The 13,301-nt window shown below is 59.8% G+C and carries 17 protein-coding genes; all 17 read left to right on the top strand.

From position 1 onward, the window contains the following. Window positions 1-3: 3 nt before the first annotated feature. The 17 genes from PSQ39_RS03885 to rplP all read left to right on the top strand — a co-directional run bounded on the left by PSQ39_RS03885 (window position 4) and on the right by rplP (window position 13,299). Complete coding sequence (locus PSQ39_RS03885) at window positions 4-1,128, top strand: VanZ family protein (protein WP_273925302.1); 1,125 nt, start codon at window positions 4-6, stop codon at window positions 1,126-1,128. 9 nt (window positions 1,129-1,137) lie between these two features. After that, the gene (locus tag PSQ39_RS03880) at window positions 1,138-1,515 is read left to right on the top strand and encodes a (2Fe-2S) ferredoxin domain-containing protein (protein WP_273925301.1); all 378 of its coding nucleotides are present in this window, start codon (window positions 1,138-1,140) and stop codon (window positions 1,513-1,515) included. Window positions 1,516-1,618: 103 nt separating this feature from the next. Further along, entirely contained in the window at window positions 1,619-2,254 is a 636-nt protein-coding gene (locus PSQ39_RS03875; protein WP_273925299.1) for an alpha/beta hydrolase, read from the top strand. A 143-nt stretch (window positions 2,255-2,397) separates the two neighbouring features. After that, window positions 2,398-3,555, top strand: coding sequence for a D-alanyl-D-alanine carboxypeptidase family protein (locus PSQ39_RS03870; protein ID WP_273925298.1), 1,158 nt, complete (start codon window positions 2,398-2,400; stop codon window positions 3,553-3,555). Between the two features lie 270 nt (window positions 3,556-3,825). Further along, window positions 3,826-4,203: a 30S ribosomal protein S12 gene (gene rpsL / locus PSQ39_RS03865; protein ID WP_017759704.1), complete on the top strand. Its 378-nt coding sequence runs from the start codon at window positions 3,826-3,828 to the stop codon at window positions 4,201-4,203. A gap of 201 nt (window positions 4,204-4,404) precedes the next feature. Further along, window positions 4,405-4,878, top strand: coding sequence for a 30S ribosomal protein S7 (gene rpsG / locus PSQ39_RS03860; protein WP_273925288.1), 474 nt, complete (start codon window positions 4,405-4,407; stop codon window positions 4,876-4,878). A gap of 71 nt (window positions 4,879-4,949) precedes the next feature. Further along, on the top strand, window positions 4,950-7,052 hold the full coding sequence (gene fusA / locus PSQ39_RS03855) for an elongation factor G (protein WP_273925287.1): 2,103 nt from the start codon (window positions 4,950-4,952) through the stop codon (window positions 7,050-7,052). 149 nt (window positions 7,053-7,201) lie between these two features. Beyond that, the gene (tuf, locus tag PSQ39_RS03850; protein ID WP_273925132.1) at window positions 7,202-8,392 is read left to right on the top strand and encodes an elongation factor Tu; all 1,191 of its coding nucleotides are present in this window, start codon (window positions 7,202-7,204) and stop codon (window positions 8,390-8,392) included. A 27-nt stretch (window positions 8,393-8,419) separates the two neighbouring features. Beyond that, on the top strand, window positions 8,420-8,734 hold the full coding sequence (rpsJ, locus tag PSQ39_RS03845) for a 30S ribosomal protein S10 (protein ID WP_137895643.1): 315 nt from the start codon (window positions 8,420-8,422) through the stop codon (window positions 8,732-8,734). A 184-nt stretch (window positions 8,735-8,918) separates the two neighbouring features. Further along, a complete protein-coding gene (gene rplC, locus PSQ39_RS03840) occupies window positions 8,919-9,593 on the top strand; it encodes a 50S ribosomal protein L3 (protein WP_273925284.1) in 675 nt (224 codons plus the stop codon). After that, complete coding sequence (rplD, locus tag PSQ39_RS03835) at window positions 9,593-10,213, top strand: 50S ribosomal protein L4 (RefSeq protein ID WP_273925282.1); 621 nt, start codon at window positions 9,593-9,595, stop codon at window positions 10,211-10,213. Before rplC ends, rplD begins: the two co-directional genes overlap by 1 nt. Beyond that, window positions 10,210-10,524, top strand: a complete 315-nt coding sequence (gene rplW, locus PSQ39_RS03830; protein ID WP_273925281.1) for a 50S ribosomal protein L23 — start codon at window positions 10,210-10,212, stop codon at window positions 10,522-10,524. The genes rplD and rplW overlap by 4 nt, the downstream gene beginning before the upstream one ends. Window positions 10,525-10,526: 2 nt before the next feature. Next, window positions 10,527-11,351 carry a 50S ribosomal protein L2 gene (rplB, locus tag PSQ39_RS03825; protein WP_273925280.1) on the top strand — a complete coding sequence of 275 codons (825 nt, stop codon included), beginning with the start codon at window positions 10,527-10,529 and terminating at the stop codon, window positions 11,349-11,351. Window positions 11,352-11,361: 10 nt separating this feature from the next. Next, a complete protein-coding gene (rpsS, locus tag PSQ39_RS03820) occupies window positions 11,362-11,640 on the top strand; it encodes a 30S ribosomal protein S19 (RefSeq protein WP_273925279.1) in 279 nt (92 codons plus the stop codon). 9 nt (window positions 11,641-11,649) lie between these two features. Next, on the top strand, window positions 11,650-11,979 hold the full coding sequence (rplV, locus tag PSQ39_RS03815) for a 50S ribosomal protein L22 (protein WP_019575642.1): 330 nt from the start codon (window positions 11,650-11,652) through the stop codon (window positions 11,977-11,979). 16 nt (window positions 11,980-11,995) lie between these two features. After that, complete coding sequence (rpsC, locus tag PSQ39_RS03810) at window positions 11,996-12,880, top strand: 30S ribosomal protein S3 (protein ID WP_273925276.1); 885 nt, start codon at window positions 11,996-11,998, stop codon at window positions 12,878-12,880. A gap of 2 nt (window positions 12,881-12,882) precedes the next feature. Then, a complete protein-coding gene (gene rplP, locus PSQ39_RS03805; protein ID WP_273925274.1) occupies window positions 12,883-13,299 on the top strand; it encodes a 50S ribosomal protein L16 in 417 nt (138 codons plus the stop codon). The last annotated feature ends 2 nt before the right edge of the window (window positions 13,300-13,301 follow it).

Genomic DNA, 13,301 nt, shown 5'->3' with positions numbered 1-13,301 from the left:
GTTGTGTCCGAACACAAAAGCTCCGCCTGGCCGCTGGCGCTTTTCTATGCCGCGCTGATTGTTTATGCCAGCCTCTACCCGTTTGGCGAGTGGCGCACCCAGGGCATCTCACCCCTTGCATTTTTGAGTGCTGCGCTGCCGCAGTATTGGACGGGCTTTGATGTGCTGTCCAATGCCGTGGGCTATGGGCCTCTGGGTTTTTTGATCACCTTGGGCGGTTTGCGCACGGGGCGCTCTCGGCCTGTGCTGCGGGCTTGGATCGCTGCCTTTTTGCTGTCTCTGGGCCTGGAGGCCTTGCAAAGTTACCTGCCTTCTCGTGTGCCCTCGAATGTGGATCTGGTGCTCAACGGGCTGGGTGGCGGACTGGGCGCGGTGCTGGCTTGGGGGCTGGAGAAACTCGGTGCGCTGGATCGCTGGAGCCGATTCCGGGCGCGTTGGTTCATGCCTGATGCGCGCGATGCCTTGGTCTTGCTGGCGCTGTGGCCTGTTGGTCTGCTGTTCCCTGCGGCTGTGCCGCTGGGTTTGGGGCAGGTCATGGAACGGGTCGAGGATGGCTTGGCCGATTGGTTGGCTGACACGCCTTTGCTCGATTGGCTGCCGGTGCGTGATGTGGAACTGCAACCCTTGATTCCCAGCGCAGAGTTGCTGTGCGTGGCCTTGGGCGCCTTGGTGCCTTGCTTGCTGGGTTACAGCATCATCCGGTCGGTGCCGCGTCGGCTGGCCTGGTTGGTGCTCGCCTTGGCGGTCGGTTTGGGCACCACGGCCTTGTCTGCGGCCTTGAGCTATGGTCCCAGCCACGCTTGGAGTTGGCTCAGCCTGCCTGTGCAATTGGGCCTGCTGCTGGCCTTGCTGCTGGCGGTGTCCATGCTGTGGCTCAGCCGGCGAGGCTGCGCCACTTTGTGCTTGCTGGCCTTGGGCATTCACTTGTCGGTGCTCAACCAGTCGCCCACCAGTGCGTACTTTGCGCAGACGCTGCAGACCTGGGAGCAGGGACGTTTCATCCGTTTCCATGGCTTGGCCCAGTGGGTGGGTTGGCTGTGGCCGTTCGCGGTGCTGGTGTACTTGGTGCATCGTCTGTCGCGTCGGGAAGTGGCGTCTTCTGAGGCACTGGGCGCGTCGGGCTCCTAGAATTGAGCCATGTCCGAACCCACACCCGATTCCCCCCGTCCCGCAGCGGCCACGCCGTCGACTTCGTATTACGAGCGGCATGTCTTCTTTTGCCTCAATGAGCGCAGCAATGGCGAAGACAGTTGCGCCAACCACCGAGCCCAGGAAGGCTTTGAGCGCTGCAAGGCCCAGGTCAAGGCCGCTGGCTTGGCAGGCCCTGGCAAGGTGCGCGTCAACAAGGCGGGCTGCCTGGACCGCTGTGCCGGCGGGCCGGTCGCCGTGGTGTACCCCGAGGCAGTTTGGTACACCTATGTGGATGCCAGCGACATTGACGAAATCGTCGAATCGCACCTCAAGAACGGTCAGGTGGTCGAGCGCTTGCTGACCCCGGCGCACCTGGGGCGCTGAGCCTCATCGCCGTCACTCCATCGCTGCGTGGGACGCGGCGAAGGGTTTTTTCTCTCTTTCTTCAAGCGCCGCCTTCCCGGCGTTCGCCCCAGGAACTTTTGCTGTGAACGCACAGACTTTGAAATTTGACTTGCAGGGACCAGCCGGTCGCATCGAGGGCCTGCGCGACGCCGCTGCCTTGAGTGAGGGCGAAACCCGCCGGGGCGTGGCCGTGATCGCCCACCCCCACCCGCTGTTCGGCGGCACCATGGACAACAAGGTGGTGCAGACCCTGGCCCGGGCCTTTGTGCAGAGCGGTTGGGACGCCGTGCGTTTCAACTTCCGAGGCGTGGGCGGCAGCGCGGGCGCATGGGACGAGGGGCGGGGGGAGGTTGACGACTTTCTGGCGGTTTTGAGTGAGCAGGCGGCCGAGGGGCCGATTGCCATCGCGGGCTTTTCGTTTGGTGCGTATGTTGCCAGCCATGCGTTGCAGGCCCAATGGGCCGCCCGTGAGGTGCAACGCGTGGTTTTGGTGGGCACGGCAGCCTCGCGCTTTCAGGTGGCTGCGTTGCCTGAGGCCGCCCATGAGCACACTCTGGTCCTGCATGGCGAGCAGGACGACACCGTGCCATTGAGCGCGGTGCTGGATTGGGCACGGCCCCAGGCCTTGCCGGTCACGGTGGTCCCCGGTGTGGGGCATTTCTTTCACGGACAATTGCCGTTGTTGAAAAACTGCGTGCTGCGGCACCTGCGCCCCTGAGGCGTGGGGCTGCATGGTCTGCGCTGGTTGAACTTTGTGCGTCTCGTGCAAGTCCGACGGCAGGCCTTGTGTTGCACTGGCGGTGCGGTCCTGACAGGGCGCGCCGCTTCTTTTTTTGCTCTCTGTTCCCACGGTCTTCCGACATGAAACGTTTCTTCAAGACGCTGCTGGCGTCTCTCTCCTTGGCGGCCACGCTCACGGTGTCGGCGCAGACGCCGCAAGTGCCCGAAATCGCGGCCAAATCCTACTTGTTGCTGGACGTCACGGCGCACCAGATCCTGGCGGAAAAGGACATCGACAGCCAAGTCGAGCCCGCATCGCTGACCAAATTGATGAGTGCCTACCTGGTGTTTGACGCTCTCAAATCCAAGAAGCTTGATCTCAAGCAGCGCTTGCCGGTGAGCGAGCGCGCCTGGAAGATGCCGGGCTCGCGCATGTTCATTGACCCCAAGATGCAGGTGCCGGTGGAAGACCTGATCAAGGGCATGATCGTGCAGTCAGGCAACGATGCCACCATGGCACTCGCCGAAGGCGTGGGTGGCACGGCCGAGCGCTTCATTGAAATGATGAATGCCCAAGCCAAGGCACTGGGCATGAAAAACACGGGCTACCGCAACCCCGAGGGCCTGACCGAGCCCGGTCACACCACGACTGCGCGCGACCTGAGCATCCTGGCCACTCGCCTGATGCAAGACTTCCCGGAGTACATCGCCTACTACGCCATCAAGCAATACCGCTACGAAGGAACGCCGGCCACCAATGCCAGCAACCGCAACCTGCTGTTGTTCCGTGACCCTTCGGTCGATGGCCTGAAGACGGGGCACACCAACGCGGCGGGCTATTGTTTGATCGCCACGGCCAAGCGCGACTTTCCGCTGGTGGGCTCGCGCCGCTTGCTGACCATCGTGCTGGGCACCAGCAGCGAGAACGCCCGCGCCAATGAAAGCCAGAAGCTGCTGAACTGGGGCTACACGGCCTACGAGGCGGTCAAGCTGTTTGACGCTGGCCAGGCGGTGGTCACCCCGGCTGTCTGGAAGGGGCAGACCAGCACCGCGCGCCTGGGCCGCAATGAAGCCATCGTTGTGGCGGTGCCTGCGGGCAGTGCCAGCAAGGTGCAAACCCAGGTCACCCGCCCAGATCCGCTGGTCGCCCCCTTCACCCAAGGCCAAGCCCTGGGTACCTTGAAGGTGACGTTGGCCGACCAGCCCCTGTTGGAGCTGCCTTTGCTGGCGCTGGACGGCGTCGCGCAGGCAGGGCTCATGGGCCGCGCCTGGGACTCGATCCGGCTTTGGATCAAGTAACTCCGGGGGCGGCGGGGTGTGGCGTGGCGCCATGCCTGCCTCGCGCTGTCAAGCAGGGCTTGCCCTCAAGGGGCTGTCCTGCTACAGTAGAAGGCTTTTCGGAATTTCCGAAGGGATACACATTCACGCAAGAAAAGTGTTTGGGAGCGTTTTGATAGGCGTTCTCGGGCGGCGTGGGGGCTTTAGGGTCTGCCACGGATCTCGCGTGTCACGGGTGTGTAGCCGAATTTGTCGGCGTTTTTGTAATTTTTAAACGTTTAGGGACGTTTCATGCCAACCATCAACCAGCTCGTGCGTCAGGGGCGCGAGGTCGAAAAGACCAAGTCCAAGAGCCCCGCGATGCAAAACTCTCCTCAGCGCCGTGGCGTGTGCACTCGCGTGTACACCACGACGCCTAAGAAGCCTAACTCCGCTCTGCGTAAGGTCGCCAAGGTGCGCCTGACCAACGGTTTTGAGGTCATTTCCTACATCGGCGGTGAAGGCCACAACCTGCAAGAACACAGCGTCGTGCTGGTTCGCGGCGGTCGTGTCAAGGACTTGCCCGGTGTGCGTTACCACATCGTGCGTGGCTCGCTCGACTTGCAAGGCGTGAAAGACCGCAAGCAGTCGCGCTCCAAGTACGGCGCCAAGCGCCCGAAGAAGGCCTAAGCAGTTTTCTGCCAGGTCGCGGTTTCATTGTTGCCGCAAAGCGTCATGGCTTTGAAAAACATCGGTGTTTGAATCGCCTGGCTGGCGGTGCAAACGTAGTGACCCGAAAGGTGCCGTGTTGGCGCTGGGTCGAGTAAGTGAGATGCCCCATGGCACTCGCGGTACCTGCAATGGTGCCAACTGAAGCATAGAGGTGAAGAAATGCCACGTCGTCGCGAAGTCCCTAAACGTGAAATCCTGCCGGACCCGAAGTTCGGTAATGTCGAGCTGTCCAAATTCATGAACGTGATCATGGAAGGCGGCAAGAAAGCTGTTGCAGAACGCATCATTTACGGTGCCCTGGAACTGATCGCCAAGAAGCATCCCGATAAGGACGCTCTGGAAGCCTTCACCGTTGCCATCAACAACGTGAAGCCCATGGTGGAAGTGAAGTCCCGCCGCGTTGGCGGTGCCAACTACCAAGTGCCGGTGGAAGTGCGCCCGGTCCGTCGTCTGGCTCTGTCCATGCGCTGGATCAAGGAAGCCGCTCGCAAGCGCGGTGAGAAGTCGATGGCCCAACGTCTGGCCAACGAACTGCTCGAAGCCACTGAAGGCCGTGGTGGTGCCATGAAGAAGCGTGATGAAGTTCACCGCATGGCCGAAGCCAACAAGGCTTTCAGCCACTTCCGCTTCTAAAAACAACTCAATCCCCTCGCGTTGTAGAGCCCGCCCTTGTGCGGGCTCTTAGCGATTAACGGAGAAATTCCATGTCCCGCAAGACCCCCATCGAGCGCTACCGCAACATCGGTATTTCCGCTCACATCGACGCCGGTAAGACCACCACGACCGAGCGTATCCTGTTCTATACCGGTGTGAACCACAAGATCGGTGAAGTGCATGATGGCGCAGCCACCATGGACTGGATGGAGCAGGAGCAGGAACGCGGCATCACGATCACGTCGGCTGCCACGACCTGCTTCTGGAAGGGCATGGACATGTCTTTCCCCGAGCACCGCATCAACATCATCGACACCCCCGGCCACGTGGACTTCACCATTGAAGTGGAACGTTCCATGCGCGTGCTGGACGGTGCTTGCATGGTTTACTGCGCTGTGGGCGGCGTTCAGCCCCAGTCGGAAACCGTGTGGCGTCAGGCCAACAAGTACAAAGTGCCGCGTCTGGCCTTTGTGAACAAGATGGACCGCACCGGTGCCAACTTCTTCAAGGTCGTGGACCAGATGAAGCTGCGCCTGAAGGCCAACCCCGTGCCCATCGTGATCCCCATCGGCGCTGAAGAAAACTTCAAGGGCGTTGTGGACCTGCGCAAGATGAAGGCCATCATCTGGGACGAAGCTTCGCAAGGCATGAAGTTCACCTTCGAAGAAATCCCGGCTGACCTGGTGGAAACCGCCAAGGAATGGCGCGAGAAGATGGTCGAAGCAGCTGCCGAATCGTCGGAAGAGCTGATGAACAAGTACCTTGAAGAAGGTGACCTGACCGAAGAAGAAATCACCCACGGTCTGCGCACCCGCGCCATCGCCTGCGAAATCCAGCCGATGCTGTGCGGTACCGCCTTCAAGAACAAGGGTGTTCAGCGCATGCTGGACGCCGTGATCGAACTCATGCCCTCCCCGGTGGACATTCCCCCGGTCACCGGCACCGATGAGTCCGAGCAGCCGGTCAGCCGCAAGGCCGACGACAACGAAAAGTTCTCGGCTCTGGCATTCAAGCTGATGACCGATCCGTTCGTGGGTCAGCTGACCTTCGTGCGCGTTTACTCGGGCGTTCTGAGCAAGGGCGACACCGTGTACAACCCGGTCAAGGGCCGCAAGGAGCGCATTGGCCGTATCGTTCAGATGCACGCCAACGAGCGTCAAGAAACGGACGAAATCCGCGCCGGCGACATCGCTGCTTGCGTGGGCCTGAAGGATGTGACCACCGGCGAAACCCTGTGCGATCCCGATGACATCGTCATGCTGGAACGCATGGTCTTCCCGGAGCCGGTGATTCGCCAGGCCGTGGAACCCAAGACCAAGGCCGACCAAGAAAAGATGGGCATTGCGCTGCAACGTCTGGCTTCGGAAGATCCTTCGTTCCGCGTCAACACCGACGAAGAATCGGGTCAAACCATCATCGCCGGCATGGGCGAGCTGCACTTGGAAATCATCGTTGACCGCATGAAGCGTGAATTCGGTGTGGAAGCCAACGTGGGCAAGCCCCAAGTGGCTTACCGCGAAACCATTCGCAAGCAAGTGGTCGACGTCGAAGGCAAGTTCGTTCGTCAGTCCGGTGGTAAGGGCCAATACGGTCACGTGGTGTTCACCGTCGAACCCAACGAAGTCGGCAAGGGCTTCGAGTTCGTCGACGCCATCAAGGGCGGTGTGGTGCCTCGCGAATACATCCCCGCAGTTGAGAAGGGTGTGATCGAAGCCCTGAACAACGGCGTGTTGGCTGGCTACCCGGTGGTCGACGTCAAGGTCACCCTGACCTTCGGTTCGTACCACGATGTGGACTCGAACGAAAACGCGTTCAAGATGGCCGCTATCTTTGGTTTCAAGGAAGGCTGCCGCAAGGCCAGCCCGGTGATCCTGGAGCCCATGATGGCTGTGGAAGTCGAAACGCCGGAAGACTACGCTGGTAACGTGATGGGCGATCTGTCCTCGCGTCGCGGCATGGTTCAAGGCATGGACGACATGGTCGGCGGCGGCAAGGCCATCAAGGCTGAAGTTCCGCTGTCGGAAATGTTCGGCTACTCGACCACCCTGCGCTCGATGTCGCAAGGTCGCGCCACCTACACGATGGAATTCAAGCACTACAGCGAAGCACCGCGTAACGTGGCTGAAGCCATCGTGGCTGCCCGCGCCAAGTAATTGACGCCCACCCCGAGCCTGCTGGCAGGCCTCGGGGTTTCCTCTTTTTGTCTGCGATTCGGTGCCCTCTTGTTCCCGTGCGAGAGGAATCAGCAACCGGATGCAGACGTAAAACCACACACGGGAATGCTCTTTTTGGAGAATTGAAAATGGCAAAAGGCAAGTTTGAACGTACCAAGCCGCACGTAAACGTCGGCACCATCGGTCACGTTGACCACGGCAAGACCACGCTGACGGCTGCTATCGCAACCGTTCTGGCAGCCAAGTTCGGCGGCGAAGCCAAGGCTTACGACCAGATCGACGCAGCGCCCGAAGAAAAGGCCCGCGGTATTACCATCAACACCGCTCACGTTGAGTACGAAACGGCCAACCGCCACTACGCTCACGTGGACTGCCCCGGCCACGCTGACTATGTGAAGAACATGATCACCGGCGCCGCTCAAATGGACGGCGCTATCTTGGTGTGCTCGGCTGCTGACGGCCCGATGCCCCAAACCCGCGAACACATCCTGCTGTCGCGTCAAGTGGGCGTGCCCTACATCATCGTGTTCCTGAACAAGGCTGACCTGGTGGATGACGCCGAGCTGCTGGAACTGGTGGAAATGGAAGTTCGCGAACTCCTGTCCAAGTACGACTTCCCTGGCGACGACACCCCGATCATCAAGGGTTCGGCACGTCTGGCGCTGGATGGCGACAAGGGCGAGCTGGGCGAAGGCGCCATCATGAAGCTGGCCGAAGCCCTGGACACCTACATCCCGACCCCGGAACGTGCTGTTGACGGCGCTTTCCTGATGCCCGTGGAAGACGTGTTCTCGATCTCGGGTCGCGGCACCGTGGTGACCGGCCGTATCGAGCGCGGCATCATCAAGGTTGGCGAAGAAATCGAAATCGTCGGTATCAAGCCCACCCTGAAGACCACCTGCACCGGCGTGGAAATGTTCCGCAAGCTGCTGGACCAAGGTCAAGCTGGCGACAACGTTGGTATCTTGCTGCGCGGCACGAAGCGCGAAGAAGTTGAGCGTGGTCAAGTGCTGTGCAAGCCCGGCTCGATCAAGCCCCACACCCACTTCACCGCCGAAGTGTACGTTCTGTCCAAGGACGAAGGTGGTCGTCACACGCCGTTCTTCAACAACTACCGTCCTCAGTTCTACTTCCGTACGACTGACGTGACTGGCGCCATCGAGCTGCCGGCCGACAAGGAAATGGTGATGCCTGGTGACAACGTGTCGATCACTGTGAAGCTGATCAACCCCATCGCCATGGAAGAAGGTCTGCGCTTCGCCATCCGCGAAGGCGGCAAGACCGTGGGTGCTGGTGTTGTGGCCACCATCATTGCGTAATTCTTTAAATCAAACTGGAGAATTACCATGTCCACGAAGCAAAAGATCCGCATCCGTCTGAAGGCATTCGACTACAAGCTCATCGACCAATCGGCCGCTGAGATTGTGGACACTGCCAAGCGCACCGGCGCCATCGTCAAGGGTCCCGTGCCCCTGCCGACCCGCATGAAGCGTTTCGACATTCTGCGTTCGCCCCACGTCAACAAGTCCAGCCGTGACCAGTTCGAAATCCGCACCCATCAACGCCTGATGGACATCGTGGATCCGACCGACAAGACGGTTGACGCTCTGATGAAGCTCGACCTGCCTGCTGGCGTCGACGTCGAAATCAAGCTGCAGTAAACCTTCCTCCACCCGCGTCAGCGGGTGTGTTGGTTGACCAAATAATGCGGACTTGCCCCAAAGGCAGGTTCGCGTTATACTTTTGGGCTCGGCTGTATTTGCAGTCGGGAATTTTTTAACTCTCTTTCACATACAAGCGCTGTGGCCAATTGAAGTCGCGGCGGTGGAAGTTTTGGAGAACTACATGAGTCTGAGCAACTCCCTCGGGTTGCTGGGCCGCAAGGTGGGCATGATGCGTCTGTTCACTGATGATGGGGATGCAATCCCTGTCACGGTGGTGGATGTGTCCAACAACCGCGTGACCCAGGTCAAATCCCAAGAGAATGACGGCTACGTCGCCCTGCAGGTGACGTTCGGCTCGCGCAAAGCATCGCGCGTGACCAAGCCCGTCGCTGGCCACCTTGCCAAGGCAGGTGTTGAAGCCGGTGAAATCATCCAGGAATTCCGCGTGACGGCCGACACCGCAGCCCAGTACCAAGCTGGCGCCAACGTGCCCGTGACTGCTGTGTTCGCTGTGGGCCAAAAAGTGGACGTGCAAGGCACGACCATCGGTAAGGGCTTCGCGGGCACCATCAAGCGTCACCACTTCGGTTCGCAACGTGCTTCCCACGGTAACAGCCGTTCGCACAACGTTCCGGGCTCCATCTCGATGGCGCAAGATCCGGGCCGCGTGTTTCCTGGTAAGCGCATGTCGGGCCACCTCGGCGTCGACCTCGTGACCACCCAAAACCTCGACGTGATTCGCATCGACGAAGCACGCCAACTGCTCTTGATCAAGGGCGCTGTTCCGGGCTCCAAGGGTGGCTTCGTGACGGTGCGTCCGGCCATCAAGGTCAAAGCATCCAAAGGAGCGAACTGATGCAGCTCGAACTCCTGAACGACCAAGGTCAAGCCGCTTCGAAGTTCGAAGTGCCTGAAACCGTGTTCGGTCGTGATTACAACGAAGACCTGATTCACCAGATCGTGGTGGCTTATCAAGCCAACGCCCGTCAAGGCACCCGCGCTCAAAAAGACCGTGAACAAGTCAAGCACTCGACCAAGAAGCCTTTCAAGCAAAAGGGTACCGGCCGCGCTCGTGCTGGTATGACTTCCTCGCCTCTGTGGCGTGGGGGCGGTCGTATTTTCCCGAACCTGCCGAACGAAAACTTCAGCCAGAAGATCAACAAGAAGATGTACCGCGCTGGTATGGCTTCGATCTTCTCGCAACTGGTTCGCGAAGGCCGCCTGGCTGTGGTGGACACCCTCAAGGTGGACGCTCCCAAGACCAAGCTGTTGGCTGACAAGTTCAAGGCCATGAACCTTGAATCGGTGATGGTGATTGCCGATGAAGTCGACGAAAACCTGTACCTTGCTTCGCGCAATCTGCCCAACGTGCTCGTCGTCGAAGCCCGTTACGCTGATCCGCTGTCGCTGGTTCATTACAAGAAAGTGCTCGTCACCAAGGGCGCAATCGACAAACTCAAGGAGATGTTCGCATGAGCACCGTGAAGTTTGACGAAGGCCGTCTGATGCAAGTTCTGGTCGCTCCCATCGTGTCTGAAAAAGCCACCATGGTTGCCGAGAAGTCCAATGCTGTGACGTTCAAAGTGCTGCAGGACGCTACCAAGTTTGAAATCAAGGCCGCTGTGGAATTGATGTTCAAGGTTGAAGTCAAGGGCGTGTCTGTGGTCAACACCAAAGGCAAGACCAAGCGTTTTGGCAAGTCCGTCGGCCGCCGCGACAACGTTCGCAAGGCTTATGTGACCCTGAAGCCCGGTCAAGAACTCAACCTCTCTGGGGAGGCTGCGTAATCATGGCTGTCATTAAGATGAAACCCACCTCGCCTGGCCAACGTGCCGTGGTGAAGGTGACGCGTGATCACCTGTACAAGGGTGCTCCGCACGCTGCTCTGCTGGAACCGCAATTCCAGAAGGCCGGCCGCAACAACAATGGTCACATCACCACCCGTCACAAGGGCGGTGGCCACAAGCACCACTACCGCGTGGTCGATTTCATCCGTAACAAGGATGGCATCCCCGCCAAGGTGGAACGCGTGGAATACGATCCGAACCGCACGGCTCACATTGCACTGCTGTGCTATGCCGACGGCGAGCGTCGTTACATCATTGCTCCCCGTGGTGTGGAAGCTGGCGCTACGCTGCTGAGCGGTTCGGAAGCCCCGATCCGCGCTGGCAACACGCTGCCGATCCGCAACATCCCGGTGGGTTCGACCATTCACGCGATTGAGCTGCAACCCGGTAAGGGCGCTCAAATTGCTCGCTCGGCTGGCTCCTCTGCCACCCTGTTGGCCCGTGAAGGCGTTTACGCTCAGGTTCGCCTGCGCTCCGGTGAAGTTCGCAAGATCCACATCGAGTGCCGCGCCACCATTGGTGAAGTCGCCAACGAAGAACACAGCCTGCGCCAACTGGGCAAGGCCGGTGTGAAGCGCTGGATGGGTATTCGCCCGACCGTTCGCGGTGTGGCCATGAACCCGATCGACCACCCGCACGGTGGTGGTGAAGGTCGTACCGGCGAAGGCCGTCACGCAGTCGATCCTTGGGGCAATCTGACCAAGGGTTACCGTACCCGTAACAACAAGCGCACTCAGGTCATGATCGTGTCGCGCCGTAAAAAGTAAGGGGTAACAAATGACTCGCTCTCTTAAAAAGGGTCCGTTTGTTGACCATCACCTGGTTGCCAAGGTCGAAAAGGCCGTTGCCAACAAGGACAAGAAGCCAATCAAGACCTGGTCGCGTCGCTCCATGGTTCTGCCCGATTTCATCGGTCTGACCATTGCCGTTCACAACGGCAAGCAACACGTGCCGGTGTACGTCACTGACCAGATGGTGGGCCACAAGCTGGGCGAATTCGCCCTGACGCGCACCTTCAAGGGTCACCCCGCGGACAAAAAAGTCCAGAAGAAATAAGGAATGACCATGGAAACACGTGCAGTCCTCCGGGGCGTCCGTCTGTCGGTCGATAAGGGCCGTCTGGTCGCCGATCTGATCCGTGGCAAGAAGGTGGATCAGGCTCTGAACATCCTGACGTTCACGCAGAAAAAAGCTGCTGGCATCGTCAAGAAGGTTCTTGAATCTGCCATTGCCAACGCCGAGCACAACGACGGCGCCGACATTGACGAACTCCGCGTCAAGACGATCTACGTTGAGCAAGGTGCCACGCTCAAGCGTTTCACCGCTCGCGCCAAGGGTCGCGGCAACCGCATCAGCAAACCCACGTGCCATGTGTACGTGACGGTTGGCAACTGAAAGGCTGGTCAGAAATATGGGACAGAAAATCCATCCTACTGGCTTCCGCCTGGCGGTCAGCCGTAACTGGGCCAGCCGCTGGTACGCGAGCAACCGTGACTTCGCCGGCATGCTGGCTGAAGACATCAAGGTTCGTGAGTACCTGAAGGCCAAGCTGAAGAATGCCGCTGTGTCGCGCATTCTGATCGAGCGCCCCGCCAAGAACGCTCGCATCACGATCTTCTCGGCTCGTCCGGGCGTCGTGATCGGCAAGAAGGGCGAAGACATCGAGAACCTGAAGAAGGAACTCGCTACTCGCCTGGGCGTGCCTGTTGCTGTGAACATCGAAGAAGTGCGCAAGCCTGAAATCGATGCCAAGCTGATCGCTGACTCGATCACCCAGCAGCTCGAAAAGCGCATCATGTTCCGCCGTGCCATGAAGCGCGCCATGCAAAACGCCATGCGTTTGGGCGCTCTGGGCATCAAGATCATGTCGTCGGGTCGTTTGAACGGCATTGAAATCGCTCGTTGCGAGTGGTACCGCGAAGGTCGCGTGCCGCTTCACACCCTGCGTGCCGACATCGACTACGGCTTCTCTGAAGCCAAGACCACCTACGGCGTCATTGGCGTCAAGGTCTGGGTTTACAAGGGTGACACGCTGGGTCGTAACGATCTGCCCGCCGTGACTGAACCCCGTGCTGAAGAAGAGCGTCGCCCGCGTGGCCCGCGTCGTGATGGCCGCCCAGGCGACCGTCCCGGTGCTGACCGTCGTGGTCCGCGTCGTCCGATCGGTGGCAACACCGCTCCGGCCGATGGCAGCGACAAGCCTGCTGAAGCCGGTGGTGCTGATGCTAAATCTGCCGTTAAGCGCGTCCGCAAGGTCACCGCGCCCGCTACAGCAGCGGACGGTAAAGGAGAATAACTATGCTGCAACCTGCTCGCCGCAAATACCGCAAGGAGCAAAAGGGTCGCAACACCGGTATTGCCACCCGAGGTAACTCGGTGGCTTTCGGTGACTTCGGCCTGAAGTCCACGGACCGTGGCCGTTTGACGGCCCGCCAGATCGAGGCTGCACGTCGTGCAATCTCCCGTCACGTGAAGCGTGGCGGCCGCATCTGGATCCGCGTGTTCCCCGACAAGCCAATTTCCCAAAAGCCTGCTGAAGTGCGTATGGGTAACGGTAAGGGTAACCCGGAGTACTACGTGGCTGAAATTCAGCCCGGCAAGGTGCTGTACGAAATCGTGGGCGTTCCCGAAGAACTCGCCCGTGAAGCGTTCCGTCTGGCCGCTGCAAAGCTGCCCCTGCGTACCACGTTCGTGGCCCGCTTGCTCGGCCAGTAATT

The organism is Curvibacter microcysteis (genome assembly GCF_028649455.1).
GTDB lineage: Bacteria > Pseudomonadota > Gammaproteobacteria > Burkholderiales > Burkholderiaceae_C > Curvibacter > Curvibacter microcysteis.
This window is presented reverse-complemented; position numbering and strand designations above follow the sequence as displayed.

Excerpts from the sequence above, each read along its gene's own strand:
- fusA (WP_273925287.1), top strand. The coding sequence starts at position 4,950 with ATGTCCCGCAAGACCCCCATCGAGCGCTACCGCAACATCGGTATTTCC.
- rpsJ (WP_137895643.1), top strand. The coding sequence starts at position 8,420 with ATGTCCACGAAGCAAAAGATCCGCATCCGTCTGAAGGCATTCGACTAC.
- rplB (WP_273925280.1), top strand. The coding sequence starts at position 10,527 with ATGGCTGTCATTAAGATGAAACCCACCTCGCCTGGCCAACGTGCCGTG.
- rpsG (WP_273925288.1), top strand. The coding sequence starts at position 4,405 with ATGCCACGTCGTCGCGAAGTCCCTAAACGTGAAATCCTGCCGGACCCG.
- rplD (WP_273925282.1), top strand. The coding sequence starts at position 9,593 with ATGCAGCTCGAACTCCTGAACGACCAAGGTCAAGCCGCTTCGAAGTTC.
- rplV (WP_019575642.1), top strand. The coding sequence starts at position 11,650 with ATGGAAACACGTGCAGTCCTCCGGGGCGTCCGTCTGTCGGTCGATAAG.
- rpsL (WP_017759704.1), top strand. The coding sequence starts at position 3,826 with ATGCCAACCATCAACCAGCTCGTGCGTCAGGGGCGCGAGGTCGAAAAG.
- PSQ39_RS03880 (WP_273925301.1), top strand. The coding sequence starts at position 1,138 with ATGTCCGAACCCACACCCGATTCCCCCCGTCCCGCAGCGGCCACGCCG.
- rplW (WP_273925281.1), top strand. The coding sequence starts at position 10,210 with ATGAGCACCGTGAAGTTTGACGAAGGCCGTCTGATGCAAGTTCTGGTC.
- rplC (WP_273925284.1), top strand. The coding sequence starts at position 8,919 with ATGAGTCTGAGCAACTCCCTCGGGTTGCTGGGCCGCAAGGTGGGCATG.
- PSQ39_RS03870 (WP_273925298.1), top strand. The coding sequence starts at position 2,398 with ATGAAACGTTTCTTCAAGACGCTGCTGGCGTCTCTCTCCTTGGCGGCC.
- rplP (WP_273925274.1), top strand. The coding sequence starts at position 12,883 with ATGCTGCAACCTGCTCGCCGCAAATACCGCAAGGAGCAAAAGGGTCGC.
- rpsC (WP_273925276.1), top strand. The coding sequence starts at position 11,996 with ATGGGACAGAAAATCCATCCTACTGGCTTCCGCCTGGCGGTCAGCCGT.
- tuf (WP_273925132.1), top strand. The coding sequence starts at position 7,202 with ATGGCAAAAGGCAAGTTTGAACGTACCAAGCCGCACGTAAACGTCGGC.
- rpsS (WP_273925279.1), top strand. The coding sequence starts at position 11,362 with ATGACTCGCTCTCTTAAAAAGGGTCCGTTTGTTGACCATCACCTGGTT.